11 protein-coding genes are annotated in these 14,327 nt (G+C 44.3%); 10 read left to right on the top strand and 1 reads right to left on the bottom strand.

Going from position 1 to position 14,327, the window contains the following annotated elements:
* Positions 1-67: 67 nt before the first annotated feature.
* From GC102_RS40430 to GC102_RS34135, 8 genes are all read left to right on the top strand, one after another.
* Positions 68-2,425: a helix-turn-helix domain-containing protein gene (locus tag GC102_RS40430; protein WP_171693462.1), complete on the top strand. Its 2,358-nt coding sequence runs from the start codon at positions 68-70 to the stop codon at positions 2,423-2,425.
* A gap of 36 nt (positions 2,426-2,461) precedes the next feature.
* Positions 2,462-4,084, top strand: coding sequence for an extracellular solute-binding protein (locus GC102_RS34165; RefSeq protein WP_171693461.1), 1,623 nt, complete (start codon positions 2,462-2,464; stop codon positions 4,082-4,084).
* A gap of 645 nt (positions 4,085-4,729) precedes the next feature.
* On the top strand, positions 4,730-4,927 hold the full coding sequence (locus GC102_RS34160; protein ID WP_171640581.1) for a hypothetical protein: 198 nt from the start codon (positions 4,730-4,732) through the stop codon (positions 4,925-4,927).
* Positions 4,928-5,114: 187 nt separating this feature from the next.
* Positions 5,115-5,282 (top strand): hypothetical protein, encoded by a 168-nt coding sequence (locus GC102_RS34155; protein WP_156411099.1) that lies wholly within the window; start codon positions 5,115-5,117, stop codon positions 5,280-5,282.
* 33 nt (positions 5,283-5,315) lie between these two features.
* Positions 5,316-6,593, top strand: a complete 1,278-nt coding sequence (gene aceA / locus GC102_RS34150; RefSeq protein ID WP_171693460.1) for an isocitrate lyase — start codon at positions 5,316-5,318, stop codon at positions 6,591-6,593.
* Positions 6,594-6,632: 39 nt separating this feature from the next.
* Entirely contained in the window at positions 6,633-8,213 is a 1,581-nt protein-coding gene (gene aceB, locus GC102_RS34145; RefSeq protein ID WP_216628267.1) for a malate synthase A, read from the top strand.
* Positions 8,214-8,317: 104 nt separating this feature from the next.
* Positions 8,318-9,646 carry a DRTGG domain-containing protein gene (locus GC102_RS34140; RefSeq protein WP_171640577.1) on the top strand — a complete coding sequence of 443 codons (1,329 nt, stop codon included), beginning with the start codon at positions 8,318-8,320 and terminating at the stop codon, positions 9,644-9,646.
* 153 nt (positions 9,647-9,799) lie between these two features.
* Complete coding sequence (locus GC102_RS34135; RefSeq protein ID WP_171693458.1) at positions 9,800-10,702, top strand: polysaccharide deacetylase family protein; 903 nt, start codon at positions 9,800-9,802, stop codon at positions 10,700-10,702.
* Positions 10,703-11,095: 393 nt separating this feature from the next.
* Here the strand turns inward: GC102_RS34135 and GC102_RS34130 are convergent, their stop codons facing one another.
* Positions 11,096-11,311, bottom strand: a complete 216-nt coding sequence (locus GC102_RS34130; protein ID WP_171693457.1) for a hypothetical protein — start codon at positions 11,309-11,311, stop codon at positions 11,096-11,098.
* Positions 11,312-11,423: 112 nt separating this feature from the next.
* On the opposite strand from GC102_RS34130, the gene GC102_RS34125 reads away from it, so the two are divergent.
* Together GC102_RS34125 and GC102_RS34120 are read left to right on the top strand one after the other, a co-directional pair.
* Positions 11,424-11,846: a VOC family protein gene (locus GC102_RS34125; protein ID WP_171693456.1), complete on the top strand. Its 423-nt coding sequence runs from the start codon at positions 11,424-11,426 to the stop codon at positions 11,844-11,846.
* 167 nt (positions 11,847-12,013) lie between these two features.
* Entirely contained in the window at positions 12,014-14,320 is a 2,307-nt protein-coding gene (locus GC102_RS34120) for a glycoside hydrolase family 95 protein (RefSeq protein WP_171693455.1), read from the top strand.
* Positions 14,321-14,327: the final 7 nt, after the last annotated feature.

The following is a 14,327-nucleotide window of genomic DNA, read 5'->3' as shown; positions in this document are numbered from 1 at the left end:
TATAATAGAGGTAAGTGGAGACAATCCCTTCAGACATTCATCCACCATTCAATGGGAGGAGATCCATGTGAAGATCCGATTTCTATGGCAGAAGCGAAAAAGCATTATTTTTACTTGGTTAATTTCATATAGCGCGGTGTTGTTCGTACCGATGATGATGAGCTGGATTATTTATATGCAATCCAGTGAAGCGCTTAAGAGCGAGATTCATCGTGCGAATGATTCGTTATTGAAACAAGTCCGGTATACGATAGATAATCAAATCGATTTAATGAAACGATTGAATATGGAGATCACTTGGAATGCTAAGCTTCAAAGCTTAATGTACTCCAATCTACGGTCAAACGACGATCAGTTCCTCGCTTTTCAATTGGTGAATGAATTTAGGATGTACCAAACGTCTTATGCAACGATCGATGAATTTTATGTCACTTGGGATCAGGAATCATCGATCCTCCGTCCGGGAAATGTCAGGGACCTGAAAACTGCTTTTGATACGATTCACAACACAGGAACGCTTCGATACGAGCAATGGCTCGATACGATACATAATGCCGCTAACAACCAATTTCTCTTATTGCCACGCGCGGATGCGGTGAGTCCTCAAAACTCAATCGCTTATATTGCACACCTGCCAAAGGATTTGAACGGCAAACAAACCGGCACCGTCGTCGTCATGGCAGACATGGAAAGATTTCAGAAGGCGATGGAAACAATCTCAGGGTTTAGTGGCGGACAGATATTAATTCTTAATCATGATAATCAAGTTCTTCTTTCCAATTTACCTGTGTCGGTCAATAAGAACCTTATTTTGGAGCAGTTGTTGGATAGGGATGATGTGATGTACAAGCCGGCGCAGAATGGGGATTCAGAGCTATTTTATATGCAATCTGCTGTGTCTGATTTGAAATATGTTTTGGTTATTCCTAGTCGTATTTATTGGGAGAAAGCGGAATATGTCCGTAAATTCACCTATATTAGCATTTTAATAAGTTTAATGGGAGCAGGCGTATTGACATGGTTTTTCATGCGCCGCAATTATTCGCCTATTCAGCGGCTGGTTCAGTCGCTTTCTGATAAGAATTCCACCCAGGAACGGCCAGATGGAAATGAACTCAACTTCATTCAAAGAGCAATTTCACAAACAAGAAATGAGAAAGATAAAATTGCTTTACAGTTGCAATCTCATCACCACGTGCTGCGTTCCAATATGTTGAATCGGCTCCTGAAAGGGAAGATGGATACACTGATTCCATATGAGGAAGCGTTCAAATCGTTCCATATTGATTTAATTTCTCATGATTTTGCCGTCATTTTATTTGCTGTTGAGAATCAGGACAGCCTTTCCTCCAATTTGCCGGGAATGGATATGAATGAAAGAAGGAAACTCATACAGTTCATTATTACGAATGTCGTGGAAGAGCTTGTCGGGCAGCGCGGGCATGCGGGTTATGTGGCTGAAGTAGATGATATGATGGTTTGTCTTGTGAACTTTGCAGATATCGAAGCTGTCGAAATGAAGCAAGACCTTCATTGGATTGCTACAGAAGCACAGCGGTTTTTAATTCGATTCAGCATGGATCTTACGGTATCCATTGGCGGCATCCATGGCTCCTTGTTTGGAGTCGCCGAGGCGTATAGTGAGGCATTGGATGCCATGGAATATAAGATGGTTCGAGGAAAAAGAGAGATCATCACCTACGATGAGATTCGAATCGATTCCACGGATCAGCAACAGCTGGGCTATTATTATCCGCTTCAGGTCGAGCAGCAGATTATAAATCTGATAAAAATTGGTGGTTTTGAACAGGCTAGTGCGTGTATGAACGAAATTATGGAGCGAAATTTCAATAAGCCCCTGGTGTCACTGACCTTGGCGAGATGTCTCATTTTCAATCTTGTCGGTACGATGGTGAAGGCGATCAATGAACTAGGAGATGGTGATAGCCGTATTTTAGGAGACAATCCATTGTGGATGGATAAGATCATCGCCTGTGATACGATACTGGAAATGCAGCATGAACTTCAAACCTTGCTCAAAGAAGTTTGTGCATTTGCAGCTGTGAAAATGGAAACGAACTTGTCCAAAGAGCGCGCAGAGACGTTGCGTGAGCTTATCTCCAAGGTGACTCGTTACATTGACGAGCATTATCAGGATTCTAATTTAAATGTGAATACAATCGGTGAACGCTTTGAGTTAAAAGGTAGTTATATCTCTAAATTGTTTAAGGATCAAACAGGAGAGGGACTGCTCGATTACATCACAAAGGTTCGCATTCAGCAAGCCAAACGCATGATCAGCTATAAGCAAGACTCCATATCCGATATTGCCAATTATGTGGGTTACAATGAGGTTGCGACGTTCATTCGCGTGTTCAAAAAGTACGAGGGGATAACACCTGGAAAATTCAAGGAAATGAACTGATTCACGCTAGGTATTAAGGCAATGGAGGGTTACCAGATGAGTAAAAGACGTATACGTACTTCAATCATATTGTTGATGTGGGTAATTACCCTGTTGTTATCAGCTTGTACTTCTGGAAATAACTCAGCAAAGCCTGCAGAGGAGCCGAATAAAGCTACTACCAAGGTAGAACAACCCGATCAGGCCAAGAAGACGCTATCCTATTGGTCTGAACTTAACGGCAATGCGGCGAGTGTAAAGCCGAACATTCAGGACATACCGTTCTTCCAAGAATGGCAGAAGCGGACAGGGGTAAGGCTGACTTTCATTCAACCGCCATCTAATCAAGCGAAAGAAGCGATGAATGTCTTATTAGCGTCAGGCGATTTGCCCGATATGATGGAATATGAATGGGATAACTATCCTGGAGGATCTGAGAAGGCGATCAATGACGGTTATATTTTGAAATTGAATGATCTCATAGACAAACATGCGCCAAATCTAAAAAAATACTTAAGTGAGCACCCGGAAATAGACAAACAGGTCAAAACGGACAACGGTAGTTATTATGTGTTTCCATTCATTCGGGGCGACGAATTGCTTCGAACCTATCAGGGGCCCATCATCCGTCTGGATTGGCTTCAAGAGCTTGGTCTCCAGACGCCGACTACAATCGATGAGTGGTATACCGTTTTAAAAGCGTTTAAAGAGAAGAAGGGAGTCGCTGCTCCTTTGACCTTCTTAGGTGTTCCCAATCCGTTATTCGGCATTGAGGGCGGTGCTTTCGTGGGTGCCTATGGGATCAAGAAAGGGTTCTACTTGGATAACGGCCAAGTAAAATATGGGCCGATGGAAGAGGGCTATAAACAGTTTCTCGCTACTTTTCGCAAATGGTATGCAGAAGGGTTGATCGACAAAAATATCGCTACAGTGGATACCAAAACGTTGGATGCCAATATGATTTCAGGAAGAAGCGGGGCAACGATATGGAATGCTGGCGCAGGTATTGGCAAATGGCAGCCCATCGTTCAAGACAAAGAAAAGGCAGCATTGTTAGGGCCTGCTCCTTATCCGGTGTTGATAAAAGGAGATAAGCCTAAGTTCGGGCAGCGGAGCTATGCGTATGTGGGGACAGGCGGGGTTGCCATTTCAAGCAAAAGCAAGAACGCAGAAGCAGCTGCGAAGCTGCTGGATTACGGATATAGCGATGAAGGGCATATGCTTTTCAATTTCGGGATCGAGGGAATTAGTTATGACATGGAAGGCGGATACCCGAGATATACGGATTTAATTTTGCGAAATCCCAATAAACTCGCGCCATCTCAAGCCCTTTCACTGTATAACCGGGCTAGTTACTTCGGTCCTTTCGTCCAAGACGTTCGTTATATGGAGCAATATTACACATTGCCTCAGCAAAGGGAGGCCATTCAAGTTTGGGCAAATACCGATGTTGACAGTCATACACTCCCGCAAATGCCTAAGACAGAGTTAGAAAGCGCTGAGCTTTCTTCCATCATGATCGATGTCATGACGCTTGTCGACGAGATGTCGTTAAAAATCATACTTGGCGTGGAGCCTCTGGACGCTTTTGACACCTATGTGAGTAAAATTAAAGCCTCCAAAATTGATCGTGCCATTCAGATCCAGAAATCAGCTTTAGATCGATATTATAAGCGTTAAGAGTACACTTAAAAGGAAGACCCTAAATTCAGCTGTTAAAAGATGGCTCCCGGCATTCGTCGGGGGTCATCTTTTTAATGTCCATTGATACCGATCGCTTATTCGATATAATGAGTTCAAAACATGGGCTACTGTGATTACCAATGTTGTAGTTTCTGCAACAATTCACACGCCTAAAGGCTATTTTTGAAGTAAAAGTTGTAGTTTGTACAACATTTCGAACCCATTTTGTCGCCAATTGGCCTGTATGGGGCTGAATTGTTGTACTTTCTTTTTACAACATCTTCAACAGAGAAGATGGATTCATTCACTCATTCATTCACACCTTATTTCCCCACTACTCCAACTATTTCCGACATGTAATCCTCAACCTTTCTTATTCTTGTTTTTAAACGTTAAAAGAACCCATTGAGGTTACTTTATTAAAAGTGCCCATTGTTCGGGTCACACTTCACTAATCTTGCCTCATCATTTTTTTGTTTGCTGTTAATTGCTGTCTTAGATTTGTGTTATCGCATTTGTTATATAACAATAAAAATAATTCAAAATTGTTGTTGCATAAATGTTTTGTTTAGTTATACAATATAATATATAAACACGATCTGTATTGGTACAATGGTTCATATGTTGAAGGGAGAGATGGTTATGAGTAGTTTGGCATCATCGATGGAGTTTGAAAGAAGGAAATTCACGAACCTTCGGGCTTATGATTTTCAGCGGTCTGTTGCAAAACAAGAAGTTCATAAGGAACACGATGAATGCGGTGAAACTGCTCTGTATCCATTGTCTCCATTGTCTTTGACACTGTACTATGCCTTTGATAATGATGTGGAAGTGGGATAATTGGCGGACTTCGCAACTTATATAACGAAATGAAAGCCTACCGATTTTTCGGTAGGCTTTTTATTGTTATAGTATATTTATAAAATTAATTAATTTTATAAAACAGTATTGAACATTATTCTGTAGTGTGTTATATATTATATAACAAAAACAAAACTGTATTAATACATTAGAGGAGGAAACAACAATGGATTGTCCAACATGCCAAGGTAATGGAGATTTAGAGGAAATGAGAAGCACAGATGAGCATTTTCACAAAGAGGGGTCGTCCATCCATTTTGGTCAGGATCGTGTACTCTGGCCCAACACTTGTCCGATTTGCGGCGGCAGCGGATTTCTAGACGTATCCTTTTAAAAAACAGAACCCAATAAAGGAGTGCATAGGATCATGAACAAACAAAGTCAAAGTGAACAACTGCAAGCAAGCTGGAATTCCAAGCGATTCGAAGGGGTGTCTCGACCTTATTCGGTTGAGGATGTGCTTCGCCTTCGTGGCTCCGTAATCATTGAACAGACACTGGCTGACCAGGGAGCCCGCAAATTCTGGGAGCGAGTTAACGAAGAAGACTTTGTACCTGCACTTGGCGCTCTAACGGGAAATCAAGCTGTGCAGCAAGCAAAAGCAGGACTTAAAGCCATTTATTTGAGCGGTTGGCAAGTTGCCGCCGATGCGAACTTATCCGGTCATATGTATCCCGATCAAAGTCTTTACCCAGCTAACAGCGTACCTAGCGTTGTGAAAAGAATTAACCAGGCGCTGCAACGTGCCGATCAGATCCAGCATGCGGAAGGCAAGGGAAGCATTGACTTCTTTCTCCCCATTGTGGCAGACGCGGAAGCTGGTTTCGGAGGACCGCTTAACGTGTTCGAGCTGATGAAGGGCATGATTGAGGCAGGAGCCGCTGCTGTCCATTTCGAGGATCAGCTCTCCTCCGAAAAGAAATGCGGCCATTTGGGCGGCAAAGTGCTGCTGCCAACGCAGCAAGCCGTAAAAAATCTTATCGCAGCAAGGCTGGCAGCCGATGTGATGGGCGTGGAGACGGTGCTAATCGCTCGAACTGATGCGAATGCAGCAAGTCTTCTGACGAGCGACATTGACGAGAATGATCGACCGTTCCTAACTGGCGAACGCTCACCCGAAGGATTCTTTTATGTACATGCAGGCTTGGATCAAGCGATCTCACGCGGTCTGGCTTATGCGCCTTATGCGGATATGGTCTGGTGTGAAACCTCGGAGCCAAACTTGGAGGAAGCAAGACGTTTTGCCGAAGCGATTCATGAGAAATTTCCAGGCAAACTGCTTGCTTATAACTGCTCTCCCTCATTTAACTGGAAGAAGAAATTAGATGAACCTACGATTGCAAAATTTCAGCAAGAGCTAGGTAAGCTCGGTTATAAGTTCCAGTTCGTGACATTGGCAGGCTTCCATGCTTTGAATCACAGCATGTTTGAACTCGCTCACGATTATAGAGATCGTGGTATGGCTGCTTATTCTCAGTTCCAACAAACGGAATTCGCTAGTGAATCTCGCGGTTATGAAGCGACACGCCATCAGCGCGAAGTAGGAACGGGCTATTTCGATGAAGTTTCCCAAGTTATTACGAGTGGTACTTCTTCCACTACTGCGCTTTCTGGCTCCACAGAAGAGGAACAATTTGCTTCTTAATAGCAATGCAAGGAGATGAGGATATTGATCGATCAAACCATGCTAAGGGGAATTGAAATCGAACCGACTTCTACGGAGGGGCAGAAGATTCTCACGCCGGAAGCATTAGCATTCGTAGCACATCTTGAGCGTACATTTGGAGCAAAACGCCTAGAGCTGTTGCAGGAGCGCAACCTGAGGCAGAGTCGTATTGATGCAGGTGAGCTGCCGGGCTTTTTGCCAGTAACTGCAAGGATACGCAGCAGTGATTGGACCATAGCGCCGATCCCTGCGGATCTGCAAGACAGACGCGTTGAGATAACAGGTCCAGCTGGCGACCGTAAGATGGTCATTAACGCGTTCAATTCTGGCGCTTACGTCTACATGGCAGACTTCGAGGACGCTAACTCGCCAATGTGGAATAATACGATCGACGGTCAAGTGAATTTGTACGATGCTGTTCGTCGAACGATCGCTTTCACCAGTCTGGAAGGGAAAAGCTACAATCTTCAAGCCCAGACGGCAGTGCTCAAAGTTCGTCCCCGCGGTTGGCACTTGGAAGAGAAACATATGCAGGTTGATGGGCACCCTGTTTCAGGTTCGTTATTTGATTTTGGCCTATTCTTTTTCCATAATGCAAAGACACAGATTCAGCAAGGAAGCGGACCTTATTTTTACTTGCCTAAGCTTGAGAGCCATATCGAGGCGCGTCTTTGGAATGAGGTGTTCCTATTTGCTCAGCAGGAGCTTGGCATTCCGCAAGGTACGATTAAAGCCACGGTGCTCATTGAGACGATTGTCGCAGCTTTTGAAATGGATGAAATCTTGTATGAACTTCGCGAGCACAGCGCAGGCCTGAACTGCGGACGGTGGGATTATATCTTCAGTTATATTAAAAAACTGCAGAAGCAGCCTCACGTTATCGTTCCCGACCGAGCGCTCGTTACGATGGAATCGCCGTTCATGAAAGCTTATTCGCTGCTCGCCATCCAGACTTGTCATAAGCGGAATGCGCCTTGCATCGGAGGTATGGCCGCACAAATTCCGGTGAGGAATGATCCGGAGGCGAATGAAGAAGCGATGGCGAAAGTAAGAGCAGATAAGCTGCGCGAGGTGAGAAATGGTCACGATGGCACATGGGTGGCTCATCCCGGATTAGTCCCTGTGGCAAAAGCAATATTCGATGCGTATATTCCGTCAGCTAATCAAATTGACAAGCAGCTTTCTGATACCATAATTACCGCTGAACAATTGTTAGAAGTGCCACTGGGGCCGATAACTGAGAAAGGGATACGGACGAACGTCAGCGTCGGCATTCAGTATTTGGAAGCTTGGCTGCGTGGTTTCGGTGCTGTACCGATCAACAATTTGATGGAAGATGTGGCCACTGCGGAAATATCACGGGCGCAGCTTTGGCAGTGGATCCACCATCCACTAGGAGTTTTGGATGACGGGCGCAAAGTAACGGCAGAACTATTTGGGCAGATTCAAGTTGAAGAGATGGCAAAGATCAAAGAAAAGCTTGGGGATGAGACATTCCAGCAAATGAAGTTTGACCAAGCAAATGCTCTTTTTACCCAGATGACGGTTTCGCCTGAGTTTGAAGCTTTTTTAACCGAACAAGGGTATCGATATTTGTAATTGAAATAATTTGAGACAGGGCCTTTAGGAGGCTTCTGTCTTTTTCTATTTGGATATACTATAATTATTTCAATGTTATAGAACAGTTCAGCGAGGTGTGAACCATGAGCACGGGCCATTCGGAGCTTCATACGAAGCATGAACAAATTACGAAATATATTGAATCTTTGGCTGTAGGCACCAAGCTGTCCGTTCGGCAAATCGCTCAAGATCTGGATGTGAGTGAAGGAACAGCTTATCGTGCCATCAAGGAAGCGGAAAACATCGGTCTAGTGAGCACCAAACGGCGGATCGGCACGATTCGCATGGAGAAGAAAGAAGAACCTGTCATTGATAAATTAACGTTCGCGGAAATCGTAAATGTGGTGGAAGGCGTTGTGTTGGGTGGTTCTTCGGGTATACATAAGTCCCTAAACAAATTCGTGATTGGCGCGATGCAGTTGGAGGCCATGCTGAAGTATATTGAAGCAGGCAATTTGCTTATTGTGGGCAATCGTGTACAAGCACACATGTGTGCACTAAGTCAGGGCGCTGGCGTATTGATTACCGGTGGATTTGATACCACGCCAGAAGTAAAAGAGCTTGCTGATGAACTGCAGCTGCCTATTATCGGCAGCTCATTCGATACATTCACGGTTGCTACGATGATTAACCGTGCCATGGAAGATCGCCTCATTAAGAAAAAGATTATGATCGTAGATGACATCGTGCGCAAAGACAGCCCTATTTATTCGCTGTTCGCTGCTAACACGGTCAAAGACATGCAAAAGCTGGTTGAAGAAACGACGCATACTCGGTATCCAGTCATCGATGATAATCAAGTGCCGATTGGCATGATTACGACCAAGGATATCATGGGCGCGAAGCCGAACCAGCTCATTGGCACCTTGATGACTCCTAATCCGTTGATGATTAACTTGAAAACGTCGGTAGCATCTGCTGGACATACCATGGTGTGGGAAGGTATTGAGCTGCTGCCCGTCATAGATACCGATCGCAAGATGATCGGTGTCATTAGCCGTAAGGATGTTATGAAAGCGATGCAGCATATGCAAAGGCAGCCTCAGAACGCAGAAACGTTCGAGGTGCAGATCTATTCGGGAATCGACGAGCTTCGAGATGAGGAAGGCAAGCTGTATTTCCAAGGAACGGTTACCCCGCAAATGACGAATTTTGAAGGATTAGTCTCCGAGGGTGTACTGACAACGATTATGATTCGTGCGGCTTACCGCACGGTTCAGGAGCACAAGAAAGGTGATCTTATTCTGGATAGTTCTTCCAGCTATTTTCTAATCCCGCTGCAAATCGATGACGTCATCGAAATCGTACCCTCGATCGTGGAGATGAGCCGCAGATTTTGCAAGATTGATATGGAAATCAGGACGAACGGCACTAGAGTAGCTAGATCCATGTTTACGGCACGTATTTTATAATAGTAAATGTAAAGGAAGAATAGCCACCTGTTGAGGTGGCTATTTTTGTTTATGGAAGCATAAGTTTGCACAGAAAATTATATGTATCTAATGACCAAGTGCGGGCTGGTTGTCTTTATTTTTCTAATTAAAAAGGGGGAGGAGACACAGATAATGAATGCATGGATCTTCTACTTAATGCTAGCTTTAGCGCCTTTGGGGAATCTGGGGAATCAGGATGACAATCTAAATCAGGTTTGCTCCAGTACAAATGAAAGCGCAATCATTAGACCGGAAGTTGATACGAAGGTTATTCATTATACCAATCAAGCCATCTTTCTTACCTACCACCATCTAGATGAAAACGAGTCATTTGTGACGATTTCCCCGGCTAAATTTAATCAGCACCTCCAGATATTAAAAGAAAATCATTATAATGTGATCCCGATCGAAGATTATAGCTGTTTTCTAGAGCATCGAAAGTCAATCCCCCCGAATGCTGTCGTGATTACATTCGATGATGGCTATCGATCTTTTTATGAGAAGGCGTACCCTTTATTGAAAAAGCAAGGGTTCACGGCAACTAACTTTGTTGTTGTAAGTTATCTGGATTCTGATTATCCGTCTCTCCCCTTTTTGACTTGGAAGCAAACAAAGGAGATGAAACACGATGGATTCAGTTTCTATTCTCATTCATATAACCTTCACCAGAAAAAGAGGGGTGACGGAGTAAGTGCCGTACCTGCTCTGACGAATCGTCTTTTCCTAGAACAGGAAAAACGGTTGGAGACGGAGGTGGAATGGAGAAAAAGAGTCCGCGAGGATCTTTGGATGGCCGAAGCCATGTTAAAAACGCAGCTAGACAACAAGCTCTCCATGCTATGTTTCCCTTTTGGGGAGTATAATCAGACCGTTATGGATGACGCGAAAGAAATGGGTTTCCGTTATTTTATCACGACAAAAGAAGGGATTAATTCGGGGGATAGTAGAGAAATAACTCGGTTGAATGTTGGCATGCCCTATATTTCCGCGGATAACTTTCTCAAAAAGCTGCAGAACTATGATCGTAAAAAGTGATAGGAGGGAGGACTTCCGCCAATAAGGGGAGGTCCTTTTTGGGCAGAGTTGTTCTTAACGGAACGACGATCCGCTAAAGTGGATGAAATGAGCTAAAAATTGAATTGGGGGAACGAGGGGGCGCTATTTTGGCATTTTTGAGGAAAATAACCAACAAGCGGAACGTGAGAGCCTTATTCGATGAAATTTGTGCTATTCGAAGCTAAAAACAACGAAATAGCGTCACTACGTTCCTCATTTTCGTGTTTAGAGCATATTTCACGTAAATAGCGTCTGTACGTTCCCTTTAAAGGAAGCCAACCATTGGTAGATAGATGGATGCATGTTTCCATGAAGAAGCTGCCCCTCTCATGTATTATCATTTGAGGGGCAGCCCTTTCATGTAAGCCTTATTTACATGAGGCTATCTTCATCAGCACTACCAGTTTGTTCTGTCCGTGCTTCTGCTAATTGTGCATGTGCTTGGTCAAGTTGTTCGTGTGCTTGCTGAACAGCCCTTCTGCGATGATTACTAATCGATTGTGCTTGATTCAGTTCACTTAGTGCATCAGCTACCGCATTATGGGCTTCTATTTCTGCATTTTGTTGTTCGGATTGTTGGTCAGTCATGGTATACATCTCCGATCTATTGTTTTTTTAGGCAAGGTTAATATTGCCACAATTTGACTAAATCATTCGTTATCCGTATCGTATTAATAAATAATGAAAGGCGGTAAATCATATGGGGAAAATTAACAAATTAGGCGGAAGCGGTTTTCATCATGTTGCCATTCGAGCAAGCAACTTCGAAGTAACGGTGAAATTTTACACAGAAGGATTTGGCTTTACGGAAAGATTAAGTTGGGGAGAAGGGGACGGGAGAGCTGTTCTTCTTGATACCGGAGACGGCGATTATCTAGAAGTGTTTGCCGGTGGTGTACCAGGAGATAAGCCGGAAGGTGCAATTATCCATATGGCGTTTAGAACAGATGATGTCGCTGCGGCGGTGGAAGCAGCACGCGCGGCTGGCGCAGAGATCACGGTCGAGCCCAAAGATGTGGTCGTAAGTCAAAGTCCAGCAACACCTATTCGGATTGCCTTCTGTAAAGGGCCTGATGGCGAAATCATTGAATTTTTTCAAAGCACTGGGGAAAATCAGTTGTAATCTAATCAAAAATAAATCCAATGAACAGAGAGCAGTCCAGTTTTTTCAAACACTGGACTGCTTTTTCACGTGGAGCTAACATATCTTTACACGATTTATCGCAAATGATAAGATTCGAATCATACACGATATATAATGTGTAATGAAGTTGAGGAGGCTAATTCTGCATGAGTGATTTGAAGCTATGGTATACGAGCGCTGCGCTGGACTGGTCGCAAGGGCTTCCAATAGGAAACGGGAGAATAGGCTCCGTCGTCTACGGCGGGATCGAGAAGGAAACCTGGAGTATGACGGAAGTCACTTATTGGTCTGGAAAAACGGAGAGGATCGAAAGCCAATCAAAGGGCAAAGCTGATCTTGATCAGATGCGGCAGCATTTCTTTGCAGGGGATTACAAACGCGGGGAAGAGCTAGCTCAGAAGGCACTGCAGCCTAAAAAGCAAAATTTCGGAACGAATTTGCAGATGTGTAATCTAATCTTGAATGTGGAGCATCAAGGTGGTGATCTCCAGCGTGTATTAAACCTTAAAAACGCTATCTTTCATACTTCTTACAGCGTAAATGGCAATAACTTTACCTGGGAAATATTTGCTTCGCATGCGGATGATATTGTGGCTTCGCGCTTTTGGAGTGAACACAAAGGGAGCATTTCATTCACATTAGGAATAGAAGGTCTGACTGACAACTTTACGCAACGGTTTGCCGAGGACGCTACGATTACTTTTGAAGGGCAAGCGACGGAAACGATGCATAGTGACGGTACGTGCGGAGTTTTCTGTCAAGGCATGGTCAAAGTTGTGGCACAGGGCGGAACCGTTATTGTAGAGGATAATCAAATCGTCGTAAGAAACGCAGATGAAGCCTGCATCTACTTTACCGCTAATACCGATTATGGGAAAAATGATGACTCATGGCTTAATGAATCTGAGCGCCAACTAGCACAAGCCATAGCACTTGGCTATGCAAAGCTTAAAGAAAATCACATATCCGATTATCATCGCTTGTATGGCCGAGTGAATCTTGACTTAGGTCATTCAGACGCGTCCCGCCTACCTACAGACGAAAGAATCCGTCTCTTGCAGAACGGGCAAGATGATGATCCGCTATTATTCGCCTTATTTTATCAATATGGCCGCTATTTGACGATTTCCGGTTCACGTGCAGATTCTCCTTTGCCTCTTAATTTACAGGGCATTTGGAATGATGGCGAAGCCAACCGTATGCAATGGAGCTGCGACTACCATCTGGACATCAACACACAAATGAATTATTTTCCAACAGAAATCAGTAATTTGGCAGAATGTCACATCCCTTTAATGAGTTATATTGAGCAGCTATCGCTGGCAGGCCGTACTGCAGCGCACGATTTTTATGGATGCGAAGGTTGGGTTGCTCACGTATTTTCGAATGCATGGGGGTTTACAGCTCCAGGCTGGGAAACTTCGTGGGGACTGAACGTTACAGGAGGCTTATGGATTGCAAGCCAACTGCGAGAACACTATGAATATAGCTTAGATCGTGAGTTCTTAGCGCAGCGAGCTTATCCTGTGATGAAAGAAGCCGCCGCCTTTTTCCTCGATTACATGACGCTGCATCCACAATATGGGTGGCTTGTAACAGGGCCTTCTAACTCACCGGAAAATAGCTTTTATATCGAAGACAACGTCCATCAATTGTCGATGGGCTCAACACTCGATCAAGTGTTGGTTCGTGACTTATTCGCCTTTTGCTTGGAGGCTGCCGATACGCTGCAAGTGGATTTTGATATGCAAACCAAACTGAAGCAAGCCATCGCTAAGCTGCCGCCCCTTCGTATTGGCAACCGGGGACAATTACAGGAATGGCTGGAAGATTATAAAGAAGCACAGCCGGATCATCGTCACCTATCTCATCTAATCAGCTTGCATCCAGGTAACCAAATCACCCTAAGAGGAACACCGGAACTGAGCGCCGCTGCAAGAATCACATTAGAAAATCGAATGTCTCGCGAGGCGTTGGAGGATGTTGAGTTCACAGTTGCCTCTTTTGCAGCGAGCTTCGCCAGATTAGAAGACGGCGAACATGCCTATAAGCATTTAACCCATTTAATCGGTCAATTGAGTTTCGATAACTTATTAACTTTTTCCAAACCGGGGATTGCCGGAGCGGAGAAACACATATTTGTCGTAGACGGAAATTTTGGAGGGACAGCGGCGATAGCGGAAATGCTGCTGCAAAGTCATGCTGGAGAAATTAATTTACTTCCCGCCCTGCCAAAGAAATGGCATACAGGTAAAGTTTCAGGACTGCGGGCCAAAGGAAATATAGAAGTTGATATCGTCTGGGAGAACGGTGAGTTGATGGAAGCCACTATTCAGGCATTCTCAGCGGGTCAAACATTTCTGCGCTACCGTGAACAAAGCGTTCCGCTCGTTCTAAGACCAGATTATGTCTATAGAATCGACAAGCAGTTGAACGTGACTCATAAGGAATAAGGAAATT

It is taken from the genome of Paenibacillus germinis, from assembly GCF_013141785.1.
Lineage (GTDB): Bacteria > Bacillota > Bacilli > Paenibacillales > NBRC-103111 > Paenibacillus_E > Paenibacillus_E phytorum.
The sequence above is the reverse complement of the archived record's forward strand: the minus strand, read 5'-3'. Positions and strand labels throughout refer to the sequence as shown.